Raw genomic sequence first — 22,493 nt, forward strand, 5'->3', positions numbered from 1 at the left:
ACAACCATTTAAAAGTGGTTAAAATATTTTAAATGGAGAGTGAAGCACCATGACTAATATTTTGAACATAATAAAGGATACTACTATGACTTATGAACAGAAGGTTATGAGTCTTGCTAGAGCTGCGGAAGAAACTTTAAATGTTCTAAACATAAGTGAAATGGCACAAAAGTACAGAGAAGAAGGAATAATATGCGATCTTAATGAGGGAAATACTCCGTACAGGCCTAGATATGTAGTTCCAGATTATGAAAAATTTATTACAAATGGAAGTGAATTTTTAGGTATAAAGCCTCCTAAGGATATCTGGGAAGCTACAAATAATTTATTAATCTTATATAAACACGTTCCATCCATAACATCTTTTCCTGTTTATATAGGAAATATAGACACACTACTTGATAGATTTATAGAGGATGAGAATGAGGCTTATAAGGCTATAAAACTATTTTTAACTCATATTGATAGAACTATTACAGATTCATTCTGTCATGCAAATATAGGTCCTAAAGATACTAAAGCAGGAAGACTTATACTAAAGGCTGAAAGAGAGCTTGAAAATGCAATACCTAACATTTCTATTAAGTATTCTGATGAAACGTCAGATGAATTTGCAATTGAAGCTATAAAAACAGCTCTTGTAACTGCTAAACCTAGCTTTGCAAATCATAAGATGTTTTCAGATGACCTTGGCGAAAATTATGCAATAGTAAGCTGTTACAATGGTCTTAATACAGCTGGTGGAAGTCATACATTAGTTAGGTTAAATCTTGCAGGACTTAGTGAAATAGCAAATGATGAGAACGATTTTATAGAAAATAAACTTCCTGAGGCAGTAAAAATAATGGCTGAATACATGGATCAGAGAGTGAAATTTTTAGTAGAAGAAAGTGGTTTCTTTGAATCAAGTTTCTTGGTTAGAGAAAACCTAATAGAAAAAAATAATTTCACAGCTATGTTTGGTATGTTTGGTCTTGCAGAGAGTGTAAATCACTTTATAAATTCAGATGTTAAAGAAGATAGATTTGGACACAGCCAAAGAGCGAATAAATTAGGAATTAGAATAATTCAAAAACTAGAAGAAGAAGTAAATAAACATGAAGCTATTTATTGTGAAGCTTCAAATAATAGATATGTCCTTCATGCACAAGTTGGAATAGATACAGACGAAGGAATAAGTCCGGGATGTAGAATTCCTATAGGAGAAGAACCAGAGATACATCAACATTTAATTCAATCAGCAAAATTCCATAAATACTTCCCATCTGGAATAGGTGATATATTCAACTTTGATTCTATGGCTAAGAAAAATCCAGAGTATATACTAGACATAATCAAAGGTGCATTTAAAGAAGAAATGAGATATTTCTCGCTATATTCTACTGATTGTGATGTTATAAGAATCACTGGGTATCTAGTTAAAAGATCAGAAATAGAAAAACTTCAAAAAGGGGAGCAAGTATTACAAGATACTGTAGCTTTTGGAATGGGAGCTGTAAATAACAACAACGTATTAGAAAGAAAGATAAGAAAAGATGTGTAAGGGCTTAGTAAATAGAATACTCCCATTTAGCTCTGTAGATGGACCTGGAAATAGAAGTGTTGTATTTATGCAAGGATGTAATTTTAACTGCTTGTATTGCCATAATCCAGAGACTATAAATATATGTAATAGCTGTGGGGTATGTGTTAAGTCTTGTAAATACGAAAGCTTAAATAATAAAGAAAAAGAAATTGTTTGGGATATCAAAACCTGCAAACATTGTGATATGTGTTTAAAGTCATGTCCTAACGATTCAAATCCAAAAAGCATTTACATGAGTGTTGATGAAGTTTATGAACAAATATATAAGGTTAAATCCTTTATATCTGGGATAACAGTTTCAGGAGGAGAATGCACGCTCCAACATGAGTTTTTAACAAAGCTATTTGATAAGGTTAAAAAACTTGGACTAACATGTTATGTGGACACTAATGGATCTATACCTTTAAAGGACAAAAAAGATTTTGTAAATATAATGGATATGGGTATGATAGACTTGAAATCATACGATGAAGATGAGCATAAAATGCTTACAGGAATGTCAAATAAAAATGTAATTGATAACATAAAATATCTAGCAAGTATAGATAAATTATATGAGGTGAGAACTGTTATAGTTCCTGATGTTTTAAACAATCATTACAATGTAGACCAAATAAGCAAACTTATAGCATCTTTAAATCCAAATATAAGATACAAAATAATAAGATACAGAAATCACGGTGTTAGAAAAAATATTATAAATAGTTATACACCAAGTGATGAGATGATGAATGAATTGTATGAAATAGCATCTAATAATGGATGTAAGGATATAATTTTAGTTTAAAAAGTATGGTAGATTATCTACCATACTTTTTTTTATATTTTATTTCAGCAAAAATAAATATAAATATAGGTAAAATGACTTGAAATGGGAAAAAATAGTACGGCCATACTTTAGAATTGAATTCCATATAATCCATTACACTATCATATTGTAAATAAGTTAGATTTAGTATTAATAATGTTATAGGAGTTATAGTAAAACGATAATCGTTACATTCAAATACTTTAGTAATACCCTTACATACACATAACAATAATATACTTACTTTAATAAATCCACCCAATACAAATGCTAAAGATATTAGTATTTCTAGGTTTTGCAAAAGGATACCAATACCTATTCTTGTGGCTAAATTATAAGTAGGATAATATTTATTTGCTGCAATATCTCCTCCTAAAGCTAAAATGTTAGTCAGTGTTAATAATAGCATATATAGTCCTGCTACTAATAATGATGTAAAATAAACTTTAGAAGAAGATTTTTTGTTTCTAAATCCGTTAAAAGCCATAGTAAATGCTATCATTTGACCAAATGGCTGAGAAAATAGAGCGAAAGTAGCTTCAAATAATGGGCTAGTACCTTCATATAACATGGGTTTAAGATTATTTATATTCATTTTAGGAATTGATAAAAGGGAAACAATTATCAAAGAAACAATAGGTATCAGTAAAAAAAACTTCGACCATCTGCCTAAAAGTTCAACTCCTTCTCTTATTCCCCAACTACATAAAATTCCTAAAAATATTATAGATACGATTGGGGGAGTTTTAATCAAATTAACACTTGTAACATATAGAGCATAATTATTTAGAACATCAGCTGCCCAATAAAAAGTATACCAAGTAAATATTAGTATTACTATTTTTCCAATGAATTTACCAAAACAGAGCTCAATAATATCAAAGATGTCTTTATTTGGGAAAAGACAATCTAATCGTGCAAATATAAATAACATAGGCATAACAGCAATTACAGATAAAATAACAGCTAGCCATGCATCATTTTTAGCTTCTAATCCAGGTACAAATATAGAAGTTGATCCTATCAAAAATAAAATCATAATAGAAATTCCTTGTTTATCAGAAATAATTTCTTTATTCAATATTAATTCCTCCAAAATTTAAATATATATCTTTAGTTTATCCATATTGAGAATACTTAATTCTAGATATTAAAACTATAATAATTTCAATCTGTGAATAGGACAACATTTAACCCTCATATAATCAAATAGGAGGGAATAATATGAGCAAAAACATAAAATACAATGAAATACATATAATTGGCAATACAACTGTATGTGTAGTGGAACCAGATATAGACTCTAAAGACGATATAGATTGTATATTAGAAGAATTTCACGATATTAGTAGCGAAATTGTTGAAAATATATTAAAAAATAGAGATAAGTAATCAGTGATAATCATATAATTAAAAATACAATTCATATAAGGCATAGGGGGTGAGGTACAGCTACTGAGCTGTAGATTATATGAATAATTTATTGCATATGGGGTTTGATATAGGATCTACTACAGTTAAAGTAATTTTAATAGATGAATATGATAATATAGTTTTTAAAAAATATAAAAGGCATTATTCAGATATAACAAAAACTATTAAAGAACTTATAAATGATGCATTTTATGAGTTTAAAGATTTTAGTATAACTAGCATGATAACGGGTTCTGGAGGTCTTAGTATAGCTAAGCTTTTAAATTTAGAGTTTATTCAAGAAGTTGTAGCGTGTACAAAGGCAATTCAATCTAGTTCTGATGATGTTGATGCTTGTATAGAGCTTGGAGGTGAAGATGCCAAGATAACTTTCTTTGAAGGCTCAATAGAACAAAGAATGAATGGGACCTGTGCAGGAGGTACTGGAGCATTTATAGATCAAATGTCGTCTTTAATAAATACAGATGCTAAGGGCCTTAATGAGCTTGCTAGAAACTATAAACACATATATCCAGTTGCTGCTAGATGTGGAGTATTTGCGAAAAGTGATATACAACCTCTTATAAATCAAGGAGTTTGCAAGGAAGATATAGCAGCTTCTATATTGCAAGCTGTTGTTAATCAAACAATAACAGGACTTTCTTGTGGAAAAACTATAAAGGGGAGAGTAATGTTTTTAGGGGGGCCACTTCACTTTTTATCAGAGCTTAGAAAAAGATTTAAAGAAACCTTAAAGCTAAGTGATAATGAAGTTATATTTCCTAAAAATGCCCAGTTTTATGTAGCACTGGGAGCGGCTATAGAATCTAAGAAGAAGAACATAATAAAATTTAAAACCTTGAAAAATAATCTACATAAATTAGATGATTTAAAAATGATAAAATCATCAAATATAAAACCCTTATTTAACGATAAATACGAACTTGATGAGTTTAGAAAAAGACACAATAAAAATAAAATTAAAAAAAATGATATTAAAACATATAAGGGAAACTGTTATTTAGGAATAGATGCGGGATCTACAACCACCAAGGTTGCTCTTATCGATGATAGTGGGAATTTATTATATTCATTTTATGGATTAAATGAAGGAAGACCTCTTGAATTCGCAGTTGAAATATTAAAGAACATGTATTCTGAATTACCAGAACAAGCTAATGTAGTGTATTCAACTTCAACAGGATATGGAGAAGAATTATTAAAATCAGCTTTATCTATGGACTATGGAGAAGTTGAGACAGTTGCACATTATAATGCAGCCAAATATTTTTTACCGAATGTAGATTTTATTTTAGATATTGGTGGACAAGACATGAAATGCTTAAAAATAAAGAATGGTGTAATAGACGACATAATGTTAAATGAAGCTTGTTCATCAGGATGTGGTTCCTTTATAGAAACGTTTGCAAAATCTCTTAATATGGATGTTGAGACGTTTTCTGATAAGGCATTAATGGCAAAAATGCCAGTTGATTTAGGATCAAGATGTACTGTATTTATGAATTCAAAAGTAAAACAGGCTCAAAAAGAAGGGTATAATATATCTGATATATCAGCTGGGCTTTCATATTCTGTAATAAAAAATGCTCTTTATAAAGTTATAAAGATAAAAGATACAAATGAATTAGGTGATAATATAGTAGTTCAAGGTGGCACTTTTTACAATGATGCTATACTTAGATGTATTGAAAAAATACTACAAAAAGAAGTTATAAGGCCTGATATATCAGGCCTTATGGGGGCATACGGTGCGGCTATAATATCCAGAAGTAGATATTACGATGGATATAAAACGACTCTTTTAAAAGAAAAAGAGTTAAAAGTATTCGTAGTCAAAACTATATCTACAAGGTGTAAAAAATGCTCAAATAACTGTTCAATTACTATAAATAAATTTCCAAATGGGAAAAAATTCATATCTGGAAATAGGTGTGAAAAGGGTGCTAATCAAACGATGTCTCAAGATGCATTTAACATGTATGAATACAAATATAATAAAATATTCAATTATATTCCTATTGATAAAGAAAAAGTAAAAAGGGGAACTGTGGGGATACCTAGAGTTCTTAATATATATGAAAACTATCCATTTTGGTTCACCTTCTTTAACGAATTAGGATTTAGAGTAGAAATATCACCTCATTCATCAAGTAAAATTTATGAGCTTGGGATGGATAGCATACCATCTGAATCAACTTGCTATCCAGCTAAAATGGTTCACGGTCATATAACATATCTAGTAAAAAAAGGAGTGGATTTTATATTCTATCCTTGTATAGCTCATGAAAAAAGAGAATTCAAAAATACAAACAATAACTTTAATTGTCCTGTAGTAACATCTTATTCTGAAGTCATAAAGAACAATATGGATATAATAAAGTATAATAATGTAAAATTTATGAATCCATTTATACCCTATAATAATAAAAAAAGACTTATAAAGAGGATGCATGATATATTAAGTGATTTTAATATATCAAAACAAGAAATAGATATAGCGGTAAATAAGGCATGGGATGAAGACATCAAAGTTAAAAATGATATAAGAAAAAAAGGAGAAGAAATTGTAAAATACTTACAAGAGAATTCTAAGATAGGTATAGTTTTAGCTGGTAGACCATATCATATAGATCCTCAAATAAATCATGGAATACAAAATATAATAACATCTAATTCTATATATGTTTTAACGGAGGATAGTGTATCGCATCTAGGAAAAATTAAAACTCCTCTAAGAGCATTAGATCAATGGATGTATCATTCAAGACTTTATTTAGCTGCAAGCTATGTTAAGGATAATGATAATTTAGAGCTTATACAGCTTAATTCATTTGGTTGTGGACTTGATGCCGTAACCAGCGATCAGGTTAAGGAAATACTTGATAATAAGATATATACTTTAATCAAGATAGATGAGGTAAATAATCTAGGTGCTGCTAACATAAGGATAAGATCATTAATATCTGCAATTAAAGAAAAAAATAAGAATATAAAAAAATATGAATCAAATAATAATGGTAAAATAGTATTTACTAAGGAAATGAAGAAAAATCACACTATATTATGCCCCCAAATGTCTCCGATACATTTTAAGTTTATACAAGAGGCGTTTAAAAGCGAAGGATATAATCTTGAAGTGATAGAATCTATGGATAGAAAGTGTATAGATGAAGGACTTAAATACGTAAACAACGATGCATGCTATCCTTCAATAATAGTTATAGGCCAGATGATAAACGCTTTAAAATCTAATAAATATGATATAGATAACACATCAATAATGATAACTCAAACAGGTGGAGGATGTAGAGCTAGTAATTATATAGGATTTTTGAGAAAGGCTCTAAGAGATTCAGGATTTAATAATATTCCTGTTATTTCTGCAAATCTATCTGGAATTGAGAAAAACCCTGGGTTTAAGATGAGTATTTCTCTTATGAAAAAGGTTACCATGGCCTGTATATATGGTGATTTATTCATGAGAGTATTATACAAAACTAGACCTTATGAGAAAATTGCAGGTTCTGCAAATGAATTATATGATGATTTGACCTTAAAATGTTTTGAAAATATTAGAGATGGAAAGATGGGTCAATTCAAAAAAAATATAAAGAATATAATACATGATTTTGACAATTTAGAAATAGCGTATGAACCAAAGCCGAAAGTCGGATTGGTAGGAGAGATATTAGTTAAATACCATCCTTTAGCTAACAATAATATAGTTGATATGTTAGAAAATGAAGGAGCAGAGGTTGTGGTTTTAGATCTTATAGATTTTTTCCTATACAGTATATATGGAAATATATACAGATATGAATATTTATCAGGCAAAAAATTAAATAAAGATTTGAGCAAAATAATAATAGATTTTGTAGAATATATAAGAGACTACATAAGAAAAAATCTAAATAAAAGCAAAAATTTTAATTCTCCAAAGAAGATATATGAACTAGCTAATAAGGCAAGCTCGGTTGTATCACTTGGAAATCAGACAGGAGAAGGGTGGCTTTTAACTGCAGAAATGATAGAACTTATAGAAGATGGTGTTGAAAATATAGTATGTATGCAGCCTTTTGCTTGTCTTCCAAATCATATAACTGGGAAAGGAGTAATAAAAGAACTTAAAAATAGATATCCAAAATCAAATATAGTAGCTGTAGATTATGATCCTGGTGCAAGTGAAGTTAATCAAATAAACAGAATAAAACTTATGTTATCAACTGCATTTGAAAATATAAAATAAGAGGCCGATGGCCTCTTATTTTATATTTATTCATTTTTTACAACATCATCGACTTTTTTACCGAATACTCTAACTACAGTAAATGCTAATATGATAGCAACCAATATAGAGATTATAGGATTAACACCAAATGCAGCAGGCACATATCCAACAATAGTTGCTATTATCGCCACTGTTATAGCGTAAGGCATTTGTGTTTTAACATGGTCTATATGATCAGAAGCACAAGCCATAGAGCTCATTATAGTAGTATCGGATATAGGTGAGCAGTTATCTCCAAATACAGCACCTGTAAATACAGCACCTATTGTAGCAAATAGCAAACTTCCAACTTCTCCACCACTTAGCTGATAAGCAAGAGGAACAGCAATAGGCATTAAAATAGCAGTTGTACCCCAAGATGTTCCTGTTGAAAAAGCTATTATACATCCAAGTATAAACACTACTAAAGGTATTATTTTTGCTGAAACATTTCCTTGTAAAATACTAACTAAGAAATGTGCAGTACCTAAATCTTTACACATTTTACCAATACCCCAAGCTGCAACTAAAACCATAAGAGCCATAACCAAAGATTTAGCTCCGTCAACCCAAGCTTCCATAGCTTCAGAAAATGTAAGTATTTTTTGAGATATAACCAGTAACATAGCAACTATAGTTCCTGTAAATGCTGCCCACATCATAGCAACTGCTGCATTAGAATTACCTATGATATCTCTTACTGATAAGAAAGAATAAGGATGTGCACTAATAGCTTTTATAAGTTCTTGGTCTTCACCATTCATTATTGAACTGTATCCATTTATATAAAGACCTACTATTACCATAACAACCACTGTAAATACTGGAATTAATGCATTATACCATCTAAGTGGAATATTCTCTTTTATTTTCATATCAGTTAATTCTCTTGATGCAAGTGGAGTAGATCCATCTGCAACTAATTTTCCTGTTTTTCTAGCTCTGACCTCTGCTTTTAGCATAGGACCGTAGTCTCGTCCTGAAAGACAAACAGCCAATACAAAGAACAAAGCAGTTATGCTATAAAATCTATATGGAATTGACTGAATAAAAGCTGAATAGGCATTCATATTGACATCTATAGCTGAAAAACAATCTCTTAAAAGACCTAATTCGTATGCTATCCATGTTGAAATTAAAGACATACTAGCAACAGGAGCTGCTGTAGAGTCACAAATATAGGATAATTTTTCTCTAGAAATTTTAAGCTTATCAGTGAGTGGTCTCATAGTATTTCCTACTAATAACGTATTGGAATAATCATCAAAGAATATAATAAGCCCCATAGCCCATGTTGCAAATTGTCCGCTTTTAGCAGTACTAGCTTTTTTAGAAAGCCAATCAGCAATTGCTTTAGCACCTCCTGATTTAGCTATAATACCAATCATACCTCCAAGTGCTATATCAAATGTTATTATACCAGCATTCCATGGACTGGCTATAGAACCTGCTATATAGTCTTGAATAGTCTTTGCAAATCCTAATATGAAGTTACCGTCACAGATTATAGTGGCGCCTATCCATATACTTATGAATAAAGCCGGCAGAACCTGCCTTGTTATAAAAGCTAAGAGTATAGCCATTATAGGTGGGATTATAGATAATAATCCGAAATGATCCATAATAAAAACCTCCTTATCAATTTAATTATTTAAAATATATTCACATATTTATTAAATAATAACTTAATTAAGTTTTTTGCTGATAAGATATTTAAGATAATGAAATATCTTTAATAGACATACTTGGAACGGATGTTGACCACGTTATTGATGAAGTTGAACTTAAAATACAAGTCAAAAAATTATATAAAAAAATAGACGAGGTATTGACACTCAGAGAAAAGGAAATAGTAGAACTGAGGTATGGACTTACTAAAAGTGGTTATAAAACTCAAAGGGAAATAGCTCAAAAATTAGATATATCTAGGTCGTATGTATCTAGAATAGAAAAAAGAGCTTTAAAAAAGCTTAAAAAAGAATTTAATTTACAAAAAGGACATTAACATGCACTAGTCTTATACTAAAGTAAATTTTAATGTTTAGCTACAAAAATGATGGTTATAATTATAACCATCATTTTTTATTTTTGAATTAAATTATACAAATTTTAATCTATTGCTAACATCGATAAAAGAACACAAGCAGCAACCATTTTGAACAACGGAGCTCGTAGGACTCGTTGGCGACATGAGTTATGAGATATCATAAAGTGAATTTTTGTTTGTAAATAAATTCAAAATTGTTTATAATATCTATAGATTTTCGAATAACTTTTAGGTGTTAGAATAATAAATTATAAAAGAGGGATAAATTATGAATAAATATAGAAACTATATTGTAGGGTACATAAGCACTACAAGAAAGAAATATCAGAAATTTTTGGAAAAAGAACTAAAGGAACATAATATAGATAATATAGTACCATCCCATGGTTCTATATTATCTGTTTTATATAAAAATAATGGAAAGTTAAGTATGAAGGAAATATCTGGGCTTATAAGAAGAGATAAATCTACTGTTACATCTTTATGTAATAAATTAGTTTCTTTTGGTTACATTAAAAAAGAAAAATGTGAACAAGATAGAAGAGTAACTTATATAACTTTAACTCAAAAAGGTATTGATATAAAACCTGAATTTGAAGAAATATCTAAAAAATTAATAGATACTGTATATAAAGGATTTACTAAAGAAGAAGAAGAGATGTTTTATTATTTACTTAATAAGATTAATAAAAATTTTGACATATAATAATTAATATACATAAAGAAGTGTAGATTTCGATTGACAATAGTTTGATATCAAACTATAATTATATCGTATACAATATAATAGATTTACAAGGAGGATTTTATGAGTAATTTAGATTTTATTTACAAAAGACATAGTGTTAGAAAATTCAAGCAAGAGCAAGTGCCTATGGAAGATATGAAAGAGATGATAAAAGCAGCAACACATGCACCATCAGGAAAGAATGTTCAAAATTGGCATTTTGTAATTGTTAGAGATAAAGAGAAAATAGAAGAAATGGCTAGGATAATAGAGAAAAAACATGAAGAAATAGCATCTTATACAAATGATGAGAAAAAACGTGAAAAATTTATGAAATTTTTAAGATACTTCACTATATTTAAAAATGCTCCATCTGTTGTTATAGTATATGCAGGAGAATATCCTGTTACAGCACTAGGCTTATTAAAAGAAGGAGGAGCATCAAAAGAAGAAATACATTCTTTATTAAAGCCAGCTCCTGGAATACAAAATATAGGTGCAGCTATGGAAAATTTATTATTAGCTGCTGCTAATATGGGATATGGTGGTTGTTGGATGACTGGACCAAATTATGCTAAAGAAGAACTATCTGAGTTTATAGGATTTAAAAAAGAAGGATATACTTTTGTAGCTATGACTCCTATAGGAATACCTGATGGAGAGGTAATGAGTCCGCCAAGAAAAGATATAGAAGAAGTTATGACAATTATAGATTAGTAAAAAAAAGCCTATGGTATTGATAAATATGCCATAGGCTTTTTTTTACTAATCTATAATAAATTTGAATACATAATTGTAATATGGAAATAATTATACAATAGAGTAAAACTTAAAAGAGGTGTTTTTGTGATAAAAAAAATTAAAAATAAAATTTTAAATAAAGATAAACCTACTAAACTTACAAAATCGCTTGACGAAAACATAAATATATTCAAAGAAGCATTCAAAGATAATGATACTGTAATATATAGATCGTTCACAGATCAAAGTTCAAACAAAAGAAAATACTGCGCAATATTTTGTGATGGTATGTGTGATAAGCCAGCTATAAATGAATACATAATAGGCCCTATAATGAAAAATGAAGAATCAAAGAATGATATAGATGATTTATTAAACTATACAATATGTTATTCAAGTATGAGTAAAAAGGATGATGTAGAACAATTAATAGACGCGATACTCTATGGTGATACTATTCTTTTATGTGAATCTGATAATCAAGCAGTTGTATTTGATACTAAAGACTGGAAAATAAGAAGTGTAACTGAGCCTGAATCAGAAGTTGTAGTAAGAGGGCCTAGAGAAGGTTTTACAGAATCTATAAATGTAAATTTATCGTTGATAAGAAGAAAGATATTAAACAAGGACTTGAAGTATAAGTATAAGGTTTTAGGCAAGCAAACAAAAACTAAAGTATGTATATGTTACATGGAAAATATAGCATCAGACCAAATAGTTAAAGAAGCAGAAAAAAGGCTGGATGATATAGACATAGATGGGATATTAGATACTGGATATATAGAGGAGTTAATAAGGGATGAGCCCTTATCACCATTTAATACAATAGGCTATACAGAAAGACCAGATGTCGTTGCTGCTAATTTGCTAGAGGGAAGAATCGCTTTAATATGTGATGGAACACCAGTTGTGCTAACACTTCCATTTTTATTTATAGAGTATTTTCAGTCAAATGAGGATTATTACAATAACTTTATATACTCATCTATAAATAGGATGTTAAGATACATAGGATTTTTTTTGACGACAAGTACACCTGCTATTTATCTGGCTCTTGTTACATACCATCAAGAGATGATACCAACGCCACTTCTTATAAGTATATCTGCGGCAAGAGAAGGAATACCGTTTCCTACTATATTTGAAGCTATTGCTATGACATTTGTATTTGAGGTATTAAGAGAAGCAGGGGTAAGACTTCCAAAGCCAATTGGAGCTACAATAAGTATAGTTGGAGCCTTAGTATTAGGAGATGCAGCAGTTAATGCAAGATTTGCCAGTGCCCCTATAGTAATTATTATAGCTTTAACTGGTATTTCAAGTTTTTTAGTGCCTAAAATGCTAGGTCCAGTTCTAATTATAAGAGTAATATTTTTGTTATTAGCTTCATTTTTAGGACTATATGGATATATATTTGGAGTTATAGGATTGTTCATACATTTAATGTCTATGAGATCATTTGGAGTACCTTATATGATGGATTTAGTTAGTACAAAATATCAAGATATAAAAGACACAGCTATAAGATCCCCATGGTGGTATATGGAATATAGACCAAAATTTATGGGTAGTAAAAATAGAATAAGAAAGAAAAATTCCACTAGATAAAAAGGAAGGTATAAAATTATGATTAAATTAAAGAAAAAAATTGTATTTTTCATAATACCAATTTCTATGTTTATACTTTCTGGATGTTGGAATTATAGAGAAATCAATGATGTGAATATAATAAATGGAGCAGCGGTAGACTCATTTGAAGAAAAAGAGGAATATGTTTTGAGTATTGAAATTATAAAGCCACTTGCAGGTCAGGATTTTAAACTGGAGGCAGATGTTGTATCGGAAAGAGGAAAATCTATATTTGATGCTGCAAGAAATAGTGTATTTCATTCTGGAAAAAGAGGATACTGGCCTCATGCTAAGGTATTCGTAATAAGTCAAGATATAGCTAAAAAGGGTGTTGTTGAAGTTATAGACTTTATAAACAGAGATGCAGAGGTAAGATCTGATATATGGCTTTTAATATCTCAGGAAAAAACGGCAAAAGAGATATTGGAGTGTAAGACTAAATTGCACTCTACTATATCTGCACATTTAGAGGATAAACTTAAAAATAAGGATTCGGTTTCTAAATTTGAAGCTATAGAATTACACCAGTTTTTAAAGGATTTAGCAGGCGAAGGAATTTCGTGCACAGTTCCATTAGTTAATATAGCGGCAAAAGGTGATCAAAGAGTTCCAGAAATATATGGAATGGGTGTATTCAAAAAAGATAAGCTTGTAGGACATATAAATGGAGAAGAGACAATGAGCATGATGCTTATAAAGGATAAATTAAAATCAGGTGTGTTTGTAGTAAGGAATGTAGATAATACTGACACAGATTGTACACTTGAAATATTTAAAACTAAAACAAAGTTAGAGCCTGTTATAAAAGATGGAAGTATGGTTATGAAGATTGATTCAGAATTAGATGTTGGAATAGGAGAAATAGTAGGAAGTACAGATTTAATAAGTGAACCAGGAAGAAAAAAACTAAAAGCTGAAGCTGAAGAAACAGTAAAAAAAGAGCTATTAAAAACTATAAAAAGGGCTCAAAAAGATTATGATAGTGATATATTTGGATTTGGTAATACTATTTATAGAAAAATGCCTAATGAATGGAAAAAAATTAAAGGTGATTGGGATGAACTGTTTGCACATTTAAAGGTAGATATAAATGTTGAAGTAAACATAAAAGGAAGTGCTTTAACATCAAAGCCTATTAAGGTGGGTGATTAATATGGTAGTATTTATGATAATAGTAGCTTACTTAATAATCGGTTTTTTAGAAATAGTACCATTAGTTAAAAATCATAAAAGAAAAGAATTGATTCTTTATTGTTCGATATTTTCCATATCATTAGTAATAAGCATACTTCTAGGGCTTGGAGTTAAGATACCAAGTCCTGCTAAATATATAGAAAAGGTAGTTTTTATGGTTATAGGAAAAAAATAAAGGTAGTTTTATACCTTTATTTTTTTTGGATAATATGCGAACATTAAAATAAAAAACTTGAATAATGTTAAGATTGAAAATACAATAGTATATATAATATTATATATTGTTAGGAGGAGTATTATTGAGAAAAGTAAATACTAGTGATGTATTAGAGGCTGTAAAAAAAATGAGTATAAGCTCTAATATCAATTTATGTAAGGATGTAATGCATTCTTTTAAGGAAAGTAGAGAAAAAGAAGAGTCTGATATAGGAAGACATATATTAGATACTCTGATTGAAAATGCAGAAGAAGCTAAAAAAAATAGTATGCCTATATGCCAAGATACTGGAATGGCTGTAGTTTTTTTAGAGGTAGGTCAAGATGTTTTATTTGAAGGTCAAAATATAACAGATGCTATAAATGAAGGGGTAAGACAAGGATATAAAGAGGGCTATTTGAGAAAATCAGTAGTTGAAGATCCTTTAATTAGAAATAATACTAAAGATAATACACCAGCTATAATATACTACGAAATAGTAAAAGGTGATAAAGTTAAAATAACTTTTGCACCAAAAGGATTTGGTAGTGAAAATATGAGTAGAATCAAAATGTTAAAGCCTTCTGATGGGATTAAGGGAGTAGAAGATTTTGTAATAGAGACTGTATCAAATGCAGGTGCAAATCCTTGTCCTCCTATCGTTGTTGGAGTAGGAATAGGAGGAACTATGGATAAGGCAGCGTATATGTCTAAAAAGGCTTTGCTTAGAGAAATAGGAGATAATAATAAGTTAGATCATATAAAGGATATGGAAAAAAGACTTTTAGAAAAAATAAATGATTTAGGTATAGGGCCTCAAGGACTTGGAGGAAGAACTACAGCTCTTAGTGTTAATATAGAGACCTTTGCAACTCATATAGCAGGCCTTCCTGTTGCTGTTAATATAAATTGTCATGCATCAAGACATGAAGAAATTGTATTATAGGGGGATTTTATGAAAAAAAATATTAAGTTAATAAGAACACCACTTGATGAAAAAATAGTTAGTGATTTAAAGGCGGGTGATATAGTACATATTAGTGGTACAATATACACAGCAAGAGATATGGCTCATAAAAGACTTATAGAATGTATTGAAAAAGATGAAGAAATACCATTTGACTTAAATGGAAGTGTAATATATTATGTAGGACCATCTCCTAATAAGCCAGGTGAAGTTATAGGTTCAGCTGGACCTACTACAAGCTATAGAATGGATGATATGACAATTCCTTTGCTTGAAAGAGGGCTTAAGGGGATGATAGGGAAAGGATATAGAAAAGAAGAGGTAATTAAAGGGATAAAGGACAATAATTGTGTATACTTTGCTGCAACAGGTGGAGCAGGTGCTATAATATCTAGTTGCATTAAGGAAAGTAAAGTTATACTGTATGAGGATTTAGGAGCTGAAGCTGTTAGAAAACTTACTGTTGAAAACTTTCCTGTGGTTGTAGTTATAGATAGTAAAGGTAACAATTTATACGATATAGAAAGAAAAAAATACGAAAGAAAGTAGGTATTTTAAATGAAGGATTACAATGAATTAGCGTTGAAATTACATAAGGAAAATAAGGGTAAAATATCTGTTAATAGTAAAATTGAAGTCAAGAATAAAGATGATCTATCAACAGCATATACTCCAGGGGTTGCAATGCCATGTAGAGAAATACATAATGATGAAAATAAGGTATATGATTATACATCGAAATCTAATTTAGTTGCTGTAGTAAGTGATGGTAGTGCGGTTTTAGGACTTGGGAATATAGGAGCAAAGGCATCTATACCAGTTATGGAGGGAAAGGCTATACTTTTTAAGGAATTTGCAGATGTAGATGCATTTCCAATTTGTCTTGATACTAACGATGTAGATGAGATAGTAAAAACTGTAAAGCTTATGGAGTCTGTATTTGGAGGAGTAAACTTAGAAGATATATCTGCTCCGAGATGCTTTGAAATAGAGAATAAATTAAAAAAACTTTTAGATATACCTGTATTTCATGATGATCAACATGGGACTGCTATAGTAGTTGCAGCTGGAATTATAAATAGTTTAAAGCTTACAGGTAAAGATATAAAGGACATAGAAGTTGTAGTCAATGGTCCGGGATCAGCTGGAATAGCAATATCTAAGCTTCTTATAAGCATGGGGGTTAAAAATATTGTTTTATGCGATAAAGATGGAGCTATCTTTGAAGGAAAAGAGAACATGAATTGGGCCCAACAGGAAATGGCAAAAATTACGAATAAAAATGATGAAAGAGGAAGTTTAAAAGATATTATAAATAAAAAAGATGTATTCATTGGAGTATCTGCACCTAATATTTTAACAAAAGATATGGTTGCTAGTATGAATGATAAGGCTATAGTATTTGCCATGGCAAACCCAACACCAGAGATAATGCCAGATGAAGCAAAAGAAGCAGGAGCATTTATAATAGGAACAGGAAGATCTGATTTTGATAACCAAGTAAATAATGTATTAGCTTTTCCAGGAATATTTAGAGGAGCACTAGATGTTAGAGCTAGCGAAATAAACGAAGAAATGAAAATAGCAGCAGCTCTAGCAATAGCGAATACTATATCTGATGACGAACTTAGAGCAGATAATATACTTCCTAAGGCATTTGATAAAAATGTATCTCATAACGTTGCAAATGCAGTGAAAGAAGCAGCTATAAAAACAGGTGTAAATAACATATAATTTTAATAATATATATAAAATCATCAAAAATAGTTGCAATTTATTGATTTGTTTAATATAATTATAAAAAAAGCAAGAACAAATTCTAAGATCAGGAGTAAGTAGTTAAACTGTTTAATACTCAGCGAGTGGGAGATTGGTGAAAGTCCCATTGTTAACTCTTTAATGAATGGACCTGTGAGAAGCTAGGCGAAATCGAATGAAATTAGCCAAGGCCGGGGGTTTCCCGTTACAGAAACAGGATATCAAGAGGAATCTTCGTATCTGTTAAAGTGAAATAGCTATAAGCTATTTAATCTGGGTGGTACCGCGGAAACTATAAGTCTTTCGTCCCTTTTATAGGGATGATGGGCTTTTTTTTATACAAAAAAACAAAAGGGGTTGATATATATGTTATGAACTGAAGGAGACTGGTACTTTGACTGATTAAATAATATAAAAAAAGGAGAGATTTATATGAATTTAAGAAAAAATATATTAACAGCTTTATTACTTGCAATAGGATTTATACTACACCAAATAATACCTGGTGTTGTAGCTGGGATGAAATTTGACTTGATGCTTTCTATTATGGTTGTAGCCATTTTGATAAATAGTGAATTTAAAAATGCTATTTTAACAGGGGTTATAGGTGGATTTATAACGGCTATGACTACTACATTTCCAGGCGGGCAAATAGCTAATGTTATAGATAAAATGGTAACTTGTATAGTAGTTTACTTTATGATTAAACTAATAGGCAAATATAAAGAAAAGCAAATAAGCATAGCCTCAATAGCATTTTTAGCAACTATAATAAGTGGAAGTGTATTCTTAATTTCAGCACTTTTCATAGTAGGTCTTCCTGCTCCATTTAAGACTTTGTTTTTAACTATAGTTTTACCTACATCTTTTGCAAATATATTCGTAACTACACTTATATACAACTGTGTGAATACTGCTATTAGAATATCTGGGGCAAAATTTGTGAGCAGATAATGTATAATGTAACTATAGGAGATGATAATATGATAAACGGAAGTACAAAACTAGCATGTCTTATAGGGCAGCCAGTTGAACACAGTTTTTCACCGAATATTCATAATTGTTTATTTGAAAAATACAATATAAATTCAAAGTATATGTGCTTTGATGTAGACAAAGACTCTTTAAAAGATGCAATAATGGCCATAAAAGCACTAAAGATAAATGCTGCTAATGTGACTATACCTCACAAGGTAGACATTATGAACTATTTAGACGATATAGATACTAATGCTAGGTTAATAGGAGCAGTTAACACTATAAAAAATGACAATGGAAAATTGATAGGATACAATACAGACGGAATTGGATTTGTAAATTCAGTACTTGATAAGGGCTATGAAATAAAAGATAAAAAAGTAATGATACTAGGGGCAGGAGGTGCAGCTAGAAGTATAGCTGTAGAAATAGCAAGTAATAATGCAAAGTTTATTGAAATTAGAAATAGAAGCATAGATAAAGCTCAAAATATAACCAATACTATAAAGGAAAACTTTAAATCTATTGTAAAAACAGGGGATATAAGTATAAGTAAAGAAGACTTAGAGAATATAGATATATTGATAAATACAACATCACTAGGTATGTCTCCTGACGTAGACAAGCTTCCAATAGATAAGACAATAAAGCTTGATAAAGAAATTTTAGTATGTGATATAGTGTATAATCCAAAAGAGACTAGATTTTTAAAATGGGCAAAAGAGAATAACCTAGACACTTTAGGTGGAATAGATATGCTTATAAATCAAGCACTTGAAGCTTTTTATATATGGACTGGAGTAAGACCTGACAGAGAATATTTGTCTCAAGTTGAAGAACTTAGATTTTAATAATTAAAATTAATAAGTAAATTTGAATGATTAATCATAAAATAAAGCTTGTTGAAATAAACTTATTTAGTAAATGCCTAGATTTTGTGCAAATGAAATCTAGGTTCTTTTTTTCGGGTGAGATACTTTAGATTGAAAAATATTCCATACTATAATAAAATCTATATATGTGACTATGGATATCAAATTGTACTTAACTATACAGGAGGGAGATGCAATGATAACTATTTTTATTCATGCAATCAAAACATTACATATATCATTAGAGAAAAGTAATATTTATAAACTGTTAACTGTAGGATTAATTAGTTTATTTACTTGTTCGGCAGCGTTCTACTTTTACGAAAGTCCTATAAATCCAGACTTGAGTTTTGGTGATTCACTATGGTGGGGTTTTGTAACTTGTACTACTGTTGGTTATGGAGATTATTACCCTGTAACATTAGGTGGACGCATAATAGGAATAATTCTTATGTTAGTAGGTATAAGTGCATTTGGATTTATCACCGCTGCAGTTGCATCAGTTTTTATTGAAAATAAATTAAAGGAAGGACTGGGACTTATGGATATAAAATTTAAAAATCATATTGCTATTATTGGTTGGAATAATAAAAGTCAGATTATATTGCAAGAATTGATACAAGATAATCCCGATGAAAAAGTTGTTGTTATAGATGAAATAGAAAAACTTGTACTTGAACATAAAAATACTTTTTTTGTACATGGGGATGCTACTAAAGATGAAACTCTAACAAAAGCCAATATTGAAAATGCACATACGGTAATTGTAGTTGCTGATGAAAAGTTAAGTAGTATGGCTGATGCTAAATCAGTTCTAATATGTTTGGCAGTGGATAAGCTAAATACTAATATACACCTAATTGCAGAGGTATTAAATGAAGAAAATGTAACTCATTTTCAAAGAGCAAACGTTAATGACATTATAATAAGTAATCAAATGAGCAGTAGAGTAATGGTAAGAAGTGCTCTTTATAAAAACGTAAGCCGCGCTTTAAAAGAACTTCTGACTAGTGCATATGGAAATGAAATATACGAATGTAAAGTCAAGAATGAAGATATAGGTATTCCGTTCAAAAACCTAGTATCTAAGTATATAGAAAAATATAATGCTGTTATTCTTGGAATTGCAAATAAAGATGTTTTATTAAACCCTGATAAAGACCATATAATAAATAAAGATGATACTATTATCTACATATCTAAAGAAAAATTATAAAACTATAGGTATATAATTACACCTATAGTTTTTTTATGTATTATTTACCAATTAAAAGTCAATAATCCAATTAAAGGTAGGTGATGTATGAACAATAAAGGATTGACTTTGGTAGAAATTATAATATCATTGACTCTTATTCAAATAACAGCAGTTGTATTCCTAACTATAATCACAAGCTGTGTTATGCTTAACATGAAGTCAAAAGAAAAATTAGAGGCTTTAAATATAGCTCAAGAATATATAGAAACAATAAGAAAACAAGACTATGAAAATTTTATAAAATACGATGATTCAAAAGAAATGTATGGTAAGTACGAGGTGGATACAGATATAAATAAAAAGGATGACGGTAGTGGTCGTCTTTTTGAAGTATTTGTTAAAGTTAAAAAAGGTGAAAAAGAAGTTGTAAACTTAAAAACAGTAAAGGTTATAAGGAATTGATATATGAAAAATGAAAAAGGTTATATATTGATAAGTTCACTTTTACTTTTTATGTTAGTTATGATAATTAGCATAACATTAATAAATATTAGTAAAACAAATTATGATATACAAGATATATATGTTAAATCAAAAGAAGGCTTTTATAAAAGTGAAGGAGGTCTTGATAAAGCATATTTAGAAGTTGCAAAGCATGTTGAATTTAGTATAGAAATAGCAAATAATAAAGTTGAAGAATTTATGAAAAATGAATATCATAATTTTTTACAGGAAGAAAAGAATAAAGAAATACGAGGATTAGACAGTGAGTATGTAGATTTAATAGAGGATGAAACTGGGATACATTTTGTGCTAAACAAAGACAAAATAGATGAAAAATTAAATTCTATATTTAAAGAACAATATGAAAAGTGCTTTTTAAGAGCGAAATATTATAATCTATTAGTAAAGAATATAAAAAAATTAAAATCACAAGATGTTAAACTAAGTGTTTTAGATGAGAACTTTGATATAGAAGATGATAAAATCAATTTCAAAATATCATCTTTTTATACAAATGACGGAATGGTTAATGAGATAGTACAAGGTTACTATATAAATGTACCAAATAAGGACGATATATATAATGAAAACAATATAGAAGAATTGATTTACCTTAGAAATTGGTTTAGGAGGAAATAAGATGGATAATAAAGGAATGTGACTTTGGTAGAACTTTTGATAACCATAAGCTTAATTATGGTTATTTCATTAATACCTATATATAAAATAAATATAAGAGATTATAAAATAGATTCATTTGTAAGACAATTATGCTCTGATATACGATATACTAGAATAAAAAATATGAACTACGGTAATTCAGCTAAGATATATTATGAAAAATCAGAAGAGGGTACTACTTCATACATATTAAAGGATTTTGGAAAAATAAAGAAAAAAGTTCGACTTCCAAAAAATACAGACATATATTATAGTGTTGAAAAAATAGATTTTGGATTAAATGGAGTTATTAGACATAGAGGAGAGACTATAAAAATAAAAGATAAAATCAATAAAAAAACTAAAATCATAACTATAGTTCCAATTAGTGGTAGAGTTTTAATAAAAGAGGGTATATATGAATAATAAAGGGGTAACACTTATAGAACTCATAATATCCATAGGTTTTATAAGTGTTTTGCTTATGATTATATTTAATATATTTATATTTAGCACCAAAGTATACAATATTTCGCATTCAAATGTTGAAATACAAGAACAATCTCAAATGATACAAAGCTTTATAGAGAGCAATTTATATTTATCATCTGGAATAGACAGTGTTATAGATAAAAATGGAAATAAGCTTCATGTAAATGAATTTTATGAAAAAGATATAAAAGAAGTAAGATTTAATGTAGATGGACAAATACGTAGCATATATCATATATATAATAAAAAGAAGCTTTTTATCAAAAAAAATCTAAACTACAATGGATATGAGTTTGGTGATTATATAGAAAATATAAAAATAAAGAATATAGACAATGGAAGTGGTGCAGAAATTTCATTAAAATTACAAAAGGATAGCGAAGTTATAAACACTAGTTTTTTAATTTATTTTAGAAATTATTATAGTGAGTAGGGG

22 protein-coding genes and 1 other annotated feature are annotated in these 22,493 nt (G+C 29.3%); of the genes, 20 read left to right on the forward strand and 2 right to left on the reverse strand.

All coding sequences use genetic code 11. The annotated features are described in order from the left end of the window. The first annotated feature begins 49 nt into the window (after positions 1-49). Together M2214_RS05520 and M2214_RS05525 are read left to right on the forward strand one after the other, a co-directional pair. On the forward strand, positions 50-1,543 hold the full coding sequence (locus tag M2214_RS05520) for a YjjI family glycine radical enzyme (protein ID WP_248483609.1): 1,494 nt from the start codon (positions 50-52) through the stop codon (positions 1,541-1,543). After that, positions 1,536-2,372, forward strand: coding sequence for a YjjW family glycine radical enzyme activase (locus tag M2214_RS05525; RefSeq protein WP_248483612.1), 837 nt, complete (start codon positions 1,536-1,538; stop codon positions 2,370-2,372). The genes M2214_RS05520 and M2214_RS05525 overlap by 8 nt, the downstream gene beginning before the upstream one ends. 13 nt (positions 2,373-2,385) lie before the next feature. Here the strand turns inward: M2214_RS05525 and M2214_RS05530 are convergent, their stop codons facing one another. Next, positions 2,386-3,474, reverse strand: coding sequence for a GerAB/ArcD/ProY family transporter (locus M2214_RS05530; protein ID WP_248483614.1), 1,089 nt, complete (start codon positions 3,472-3,474; stop codon positions 2,386-2,388). 143 nt (positions 3,475-3,617) lie between these two features. On the opposite strand from M2214_RS05530, the gene M2214_RS05535 reads away from it, so the two are divergent. Together M2214_RS05535 and M2214_RS05540 are read left to right on the forward strand one after the other, a co-directional pair. Continuing rightward, positions 3,618-3,785: a hypothetical protein gene (locus M2214_RS05535; protein WP_248483616.1), complete on the forward strand. Its 168-nt coding sequence runs from the start codon at positions 3,618-3,620 to the stop codon at positions 3,783-3,785. Between the two features lie 79 nt (positions 3,786-3,864). Then, on the forward strand, positions 3,865-8,073 hold the full coding sequence (locus M2214_RS05540; protein ID WP_248483618.1) for a 2-hydroxyacyl-CoA dehydratase: 4,209 nt from the start codon (positions 3,865-3,867) through the stop codon (positions 8,071-8,073). A 26-nt stretch (positions 8,074-8,099) separates the two neighbouring features. Here the strand turns inward: M2214_RS05540 and M2214_RS05545 are convergent, their stop codons facing one another. Further along, on the reverse strand, positions 8,100-9,716 hold the full coding sequence (locus M2214_RS05545; protein ID WP_248483620.1) for a Na+/H+ antiporter NhaC family protein: 1,617 nt from the start codon (positions 9,714-9,716) through the stop codon (positions 8,100-8,102). Positions 9,717-9,862: 146 nt separating this feature from the next. Here M2214_RS05545 and M2214_RS05550 point away from each other — a divergent pair, with 146 nt between their 5' ends. From M2214_RS05550 to M2214_RS05625, 16 genes are all read left to right on the forward strand, one after another. After that, positions 9,863-10,099, forward strand: a complete 237-nt coding sequence (locus tag M2214_RS05550; RefSeq protein WP_330651582.1) for a sigma-70 family RNA polymerase sigma factor — start codon at positions 9,863-9,865, stop codon at positions 10,097-10,099. Between the two features lie 310 nt (positions 10,100-10,409). Next, positions 10,410-10,847, forward strand: a complete 438-nt coding sequence (locus M2214_RS05555; RefSeq protein WP_248483622.1) for a MarR family winged helix-turn-helix transcriptional regulator — start codon at positions 10,410-10,412, stop codon at positions 10,845-10,847. 102 nt (positions 10,848-10,949) lie between these two features. Continuing rightward, positions 10,950-11,585: a nitroreductase family protein gene (locus M2214_RS05560; RefSeq protein ID WP_248483624.1), complete on the forward strand. Its 636-nt coding sequence runs from the start codon at positions 10,950-10,952 to the stop codon at positions 11,583-11,585. A gap of 129 nt (positions 11,586-11,714) precedes the next feature. Then, positions 11,715-13,217 (forward strand): spore germination protein, encoded by a 1,503-nt coding sequence (locus tag M2214_RS05565; RefSeq protein ID WP_248483626.1) that lies wholly within the window; start codon positions 11,715-11,717, stop codon positions 13,215-13,217. Between the two features lie 18 nt (positions 13,218-13,235). Further along, entirely contained in the window at positions 13,236-14,390 is a 1,155-nt protein-coding gene (locus tag M2214_RS05570) for a Ger(x)C family spore germination protein (RefSeq protein ID WP_248483628.1), read from the forward strand. A 1-nt stretch (position 14,391) separates the two neighbouring features. Then, the gene (locus M2214_RS05575) at positions 14,392-14,607 is read left to right on the forward strand and encodes a hypothetical protein (RefSeq protein ID WP_248483630.1); all 216 of its coding nucleotides are present in this window, start codon (positions 14,392-14,394) and stop codon (positions 14,605-14,607) included. Between the two features lie 124 nt (positions 14,608-14,731). Next, positions 14,732-15,574 (forward strand): fumarate hydratase, encoded by an 843-nt coding sequence (locus M2214_RS05580; RefSeq protein ID WP_248483632.1) that lies wholly within the window; start codon positions 14,732-14,734, stop codon positions 15,572-15,574. A 9-nt stretch (positions 15,575-15,583) separates the two neighbouring features. Beyond that, on the forward strand, positions 15,584-16,144 hold the full coding sequence (locus M2214_RS05585) for a Fe-S-containing hydro-lyase (RefSeq protein WP_248483635.1): 561 nt from the start codon (positions 15,584-15,586) through the stop codon (positions 16,142-16,144). A 9-nt stretch (positions 16,145-16,153) separates the two neighbouring features. Next, positions 16,154-17,329: an NAD(P)-dependent malic enzyme gene (locus M2214_RS05590; RefSeq protein WP_248483637.1), complete on the forward strand. Its 1,176-nt coding sequence runs from the start codon at positions 16,154-16,156 to the stop codon at positions 17,327-17,329. 78 nt (positions 17,330-17,407) lie between these two features. Beyond that, positions 17,408-17,667, forward strand: a binding site (T-box leader). Positions 17,668-17,785: 118 nt separating this feature from the next. After that, on the forward strand, positions 17,786-18,307 hold the full coding sequence (locus M2214_RS05595; RefSeq protein ID WP_248483639.1) for a tryptophan transporter: 522 nt from the start codon (positions 17,786-17,788) through the stop codon (positions 18,305-18,307). Next, positions 18,307-19,182 carry a shikimate dehydrogenase gene (aroE, locus tag M2214_RS05600; RefSeq protein WP_248483641.1) on the forward strand — a complete coding sequence of 292 codons (876 nt, stop codon included), beginning with the start codon at positions 18,307-18,309 and terminating at the stop codon, positions 19,180-19,182. Before M2214_RS05595 ends, aroE begins: the two co-directional genes overlap by 1 nt. A gap of 217 nt (positions 19,183-19,399) precedes the next feature. After that, positions 19,400-20,419, forward strand: coding sequence for a potassium channel family protein (locus tag M2214_RS05605; protein WP_248483643.1), 1,020 nt, complete (start codon positions 19,400-19,402; stop codon positions 20,417-20,419). Positions 20,420-20,506: 87 nt separating this feature from the next. Then, entirely contained in the window at positions 20,507-20,863 is a 357-nt protein-coding gene (locus M2214_RS05610; protein ID WP_248483645.1) for a hypothetical protein, read from the forward strand. A 3-nt stretch (positions 20,864-20,866) separates the two neighbouring features. After that, positions 20,867-21,544 (forward strand): hypothetical protein, encoded by a 678-nt coding sequence (locus tag M2214_RS05615; protein WP_248483647.1) that lies wholly within the window; start codon positions 20,867-20,869, stop codon positions 21,542-21,544. An 18-nt stretch (positions 21,545-21,562) separates the two neighbouring features. Beyond that, on the forward strand, positions 21,563-21,991 hold the full coding sequence (locus M2214_RS05620) for a pilus assembly FimT family protein (RefSeq protein WP_248483649.1): 429 nt from the start codon (positions 21,563-21,565) through the stop codon (positions 21,989-21,991). Further along, positions 21,984-22,490: a PilW family protein gene (locus M2214_RS05625; protein WP_248483651.1), complete on the forward strand. Its 507-nt coding sequence runs from the start codon at positions 21,984-21,986 to the stop codon at positions 22,488-22,490. Before M2214_RS05620 ends, M2214_RS05625 begins: the two co-directional genes overlap by 8 nt. Positions 22,491-22,493: the final 3 nt, after the last annotated feature.

The sequence above is a fragment of the Tepidibacter aestuarii genome (assembly GCF_934924865.1).
Lineage (GTDB): Bacteria > Bacillota > Clostridia > Peptostreptococcales > Peptostreptococcaceae > Tepidibacter_A > Tepidibacter_A aestuarii.

Bases quoted from the DNA above. Each gene is read 5' to 3' on its own strand.
- M2214_RS05545 (WP_248483620.1), bottom strand. From the start codon at position 9,716: ATGGATCATTTCGGATTATTATCTATAATCCCACCTATAATGGCTATA.
- aroE (WP_248483641.1), top strand. From the start codon at position 18,307: ATGTATAATGTAACTATAGGAGATGATAATATGATAAACGGAAGTACA.
- M2214_RS05570 (WP_248483628.1), top strand. From the start codon at position 13,236: ATGATTAAATTAAAGAAAAAAATTGTATTTTTCATAATACCAATTTCT.
- M2214_RS05535 (WP_248483616.1), top strand. From the start codon at position 3,618: ATGAGCAAAAACATAAAATACAATGAAATACATATAATTGGCAATACA.
- M2214_RS05615 (WP_248483647.1), top strand. From the start codon at position 20,867: ATGAAAAATGAAAAAGGTTATATATTGATAAGTTCACTTTTACTTTTT.
- M2214_RS05525 (WP_248483612.1), top strand. From the start codon at position 1,536: ATGTGTAAGGGCTTAGTAAATAGAATACTCCCATTTAGCTCTGTAGAT.
- M2214_RS05575 (WP_248483630.1), top strand. From the start codon at position 14,392: ATGGTAGTATTTATGATAATAGTAGCTTACTTAATAATCGGTTTTTTA.
- M2214_RS05560 (WP_248483624.1), top strand. From the start codon at position 10,950: ATGAGTAATTTAGATTTTATTTACAAAAGACATAGTGTTAGAAAATTC.
- M2214_RS05590 (WP_248483637.1), top strand. From the start codon at position 16,154: ATGAAGGATTACAATGAATTAGCGTTGAAATTACATAAGGAAAATAAG.
- M2214_RS05610 (WP_248483645.1), top strand. From the start codon at position 20,507: ATGAACAATAAAGGATTGACTTTGGTAGAAATTATAATATCATTGACT.
- M2214_RS05585 (WP_248483635.1), top strand. From the start codon at position 15,584: ATGAAAAAAAATATTAAGTTAATAAGAACACCACTTGATGAAAAAATA.
- M2214_RS05520 (WP_248483609.1), top strand. From the start codon at position 50: ATGACTAATATTTTGAACATAATAAAGGATACTACTATGACTTATGAA.
- M2214_RS05540 (WP_248483618.1), top strand. From the start codon at position 3,865: ATGAATAATTTATTGCATATGGGGTTTGATATAGGATCTACTACAGTT.
- M2214_RS05555 (WP_248483622.1), top strand. From the start codon at position 10,410: ATGAATAAATATAGAAACTATATTGTAGGGTACATAAGCACTACAAGA.
- M2214_RS05625 (WP_248483651.1), top strand. From the start codon at position 21,984: ATGAATAATAAAGGGGTAACACTTATAGAACTCATAATATCCATAGGT.
- M2214_RS05595 (WP_248483639.1), top strand. From the start codon at position 17,786: ATGAATTTAAGAAAAAATATATTAACAGCTTTATTACTTGCAATAGGA.
- M2214_RS05605 (WP_248483643.1), top strand. From the start codon at position 19,400: ATGATAACTATTTTTATTCATGCAATCAAAACATTACATATATCATTA.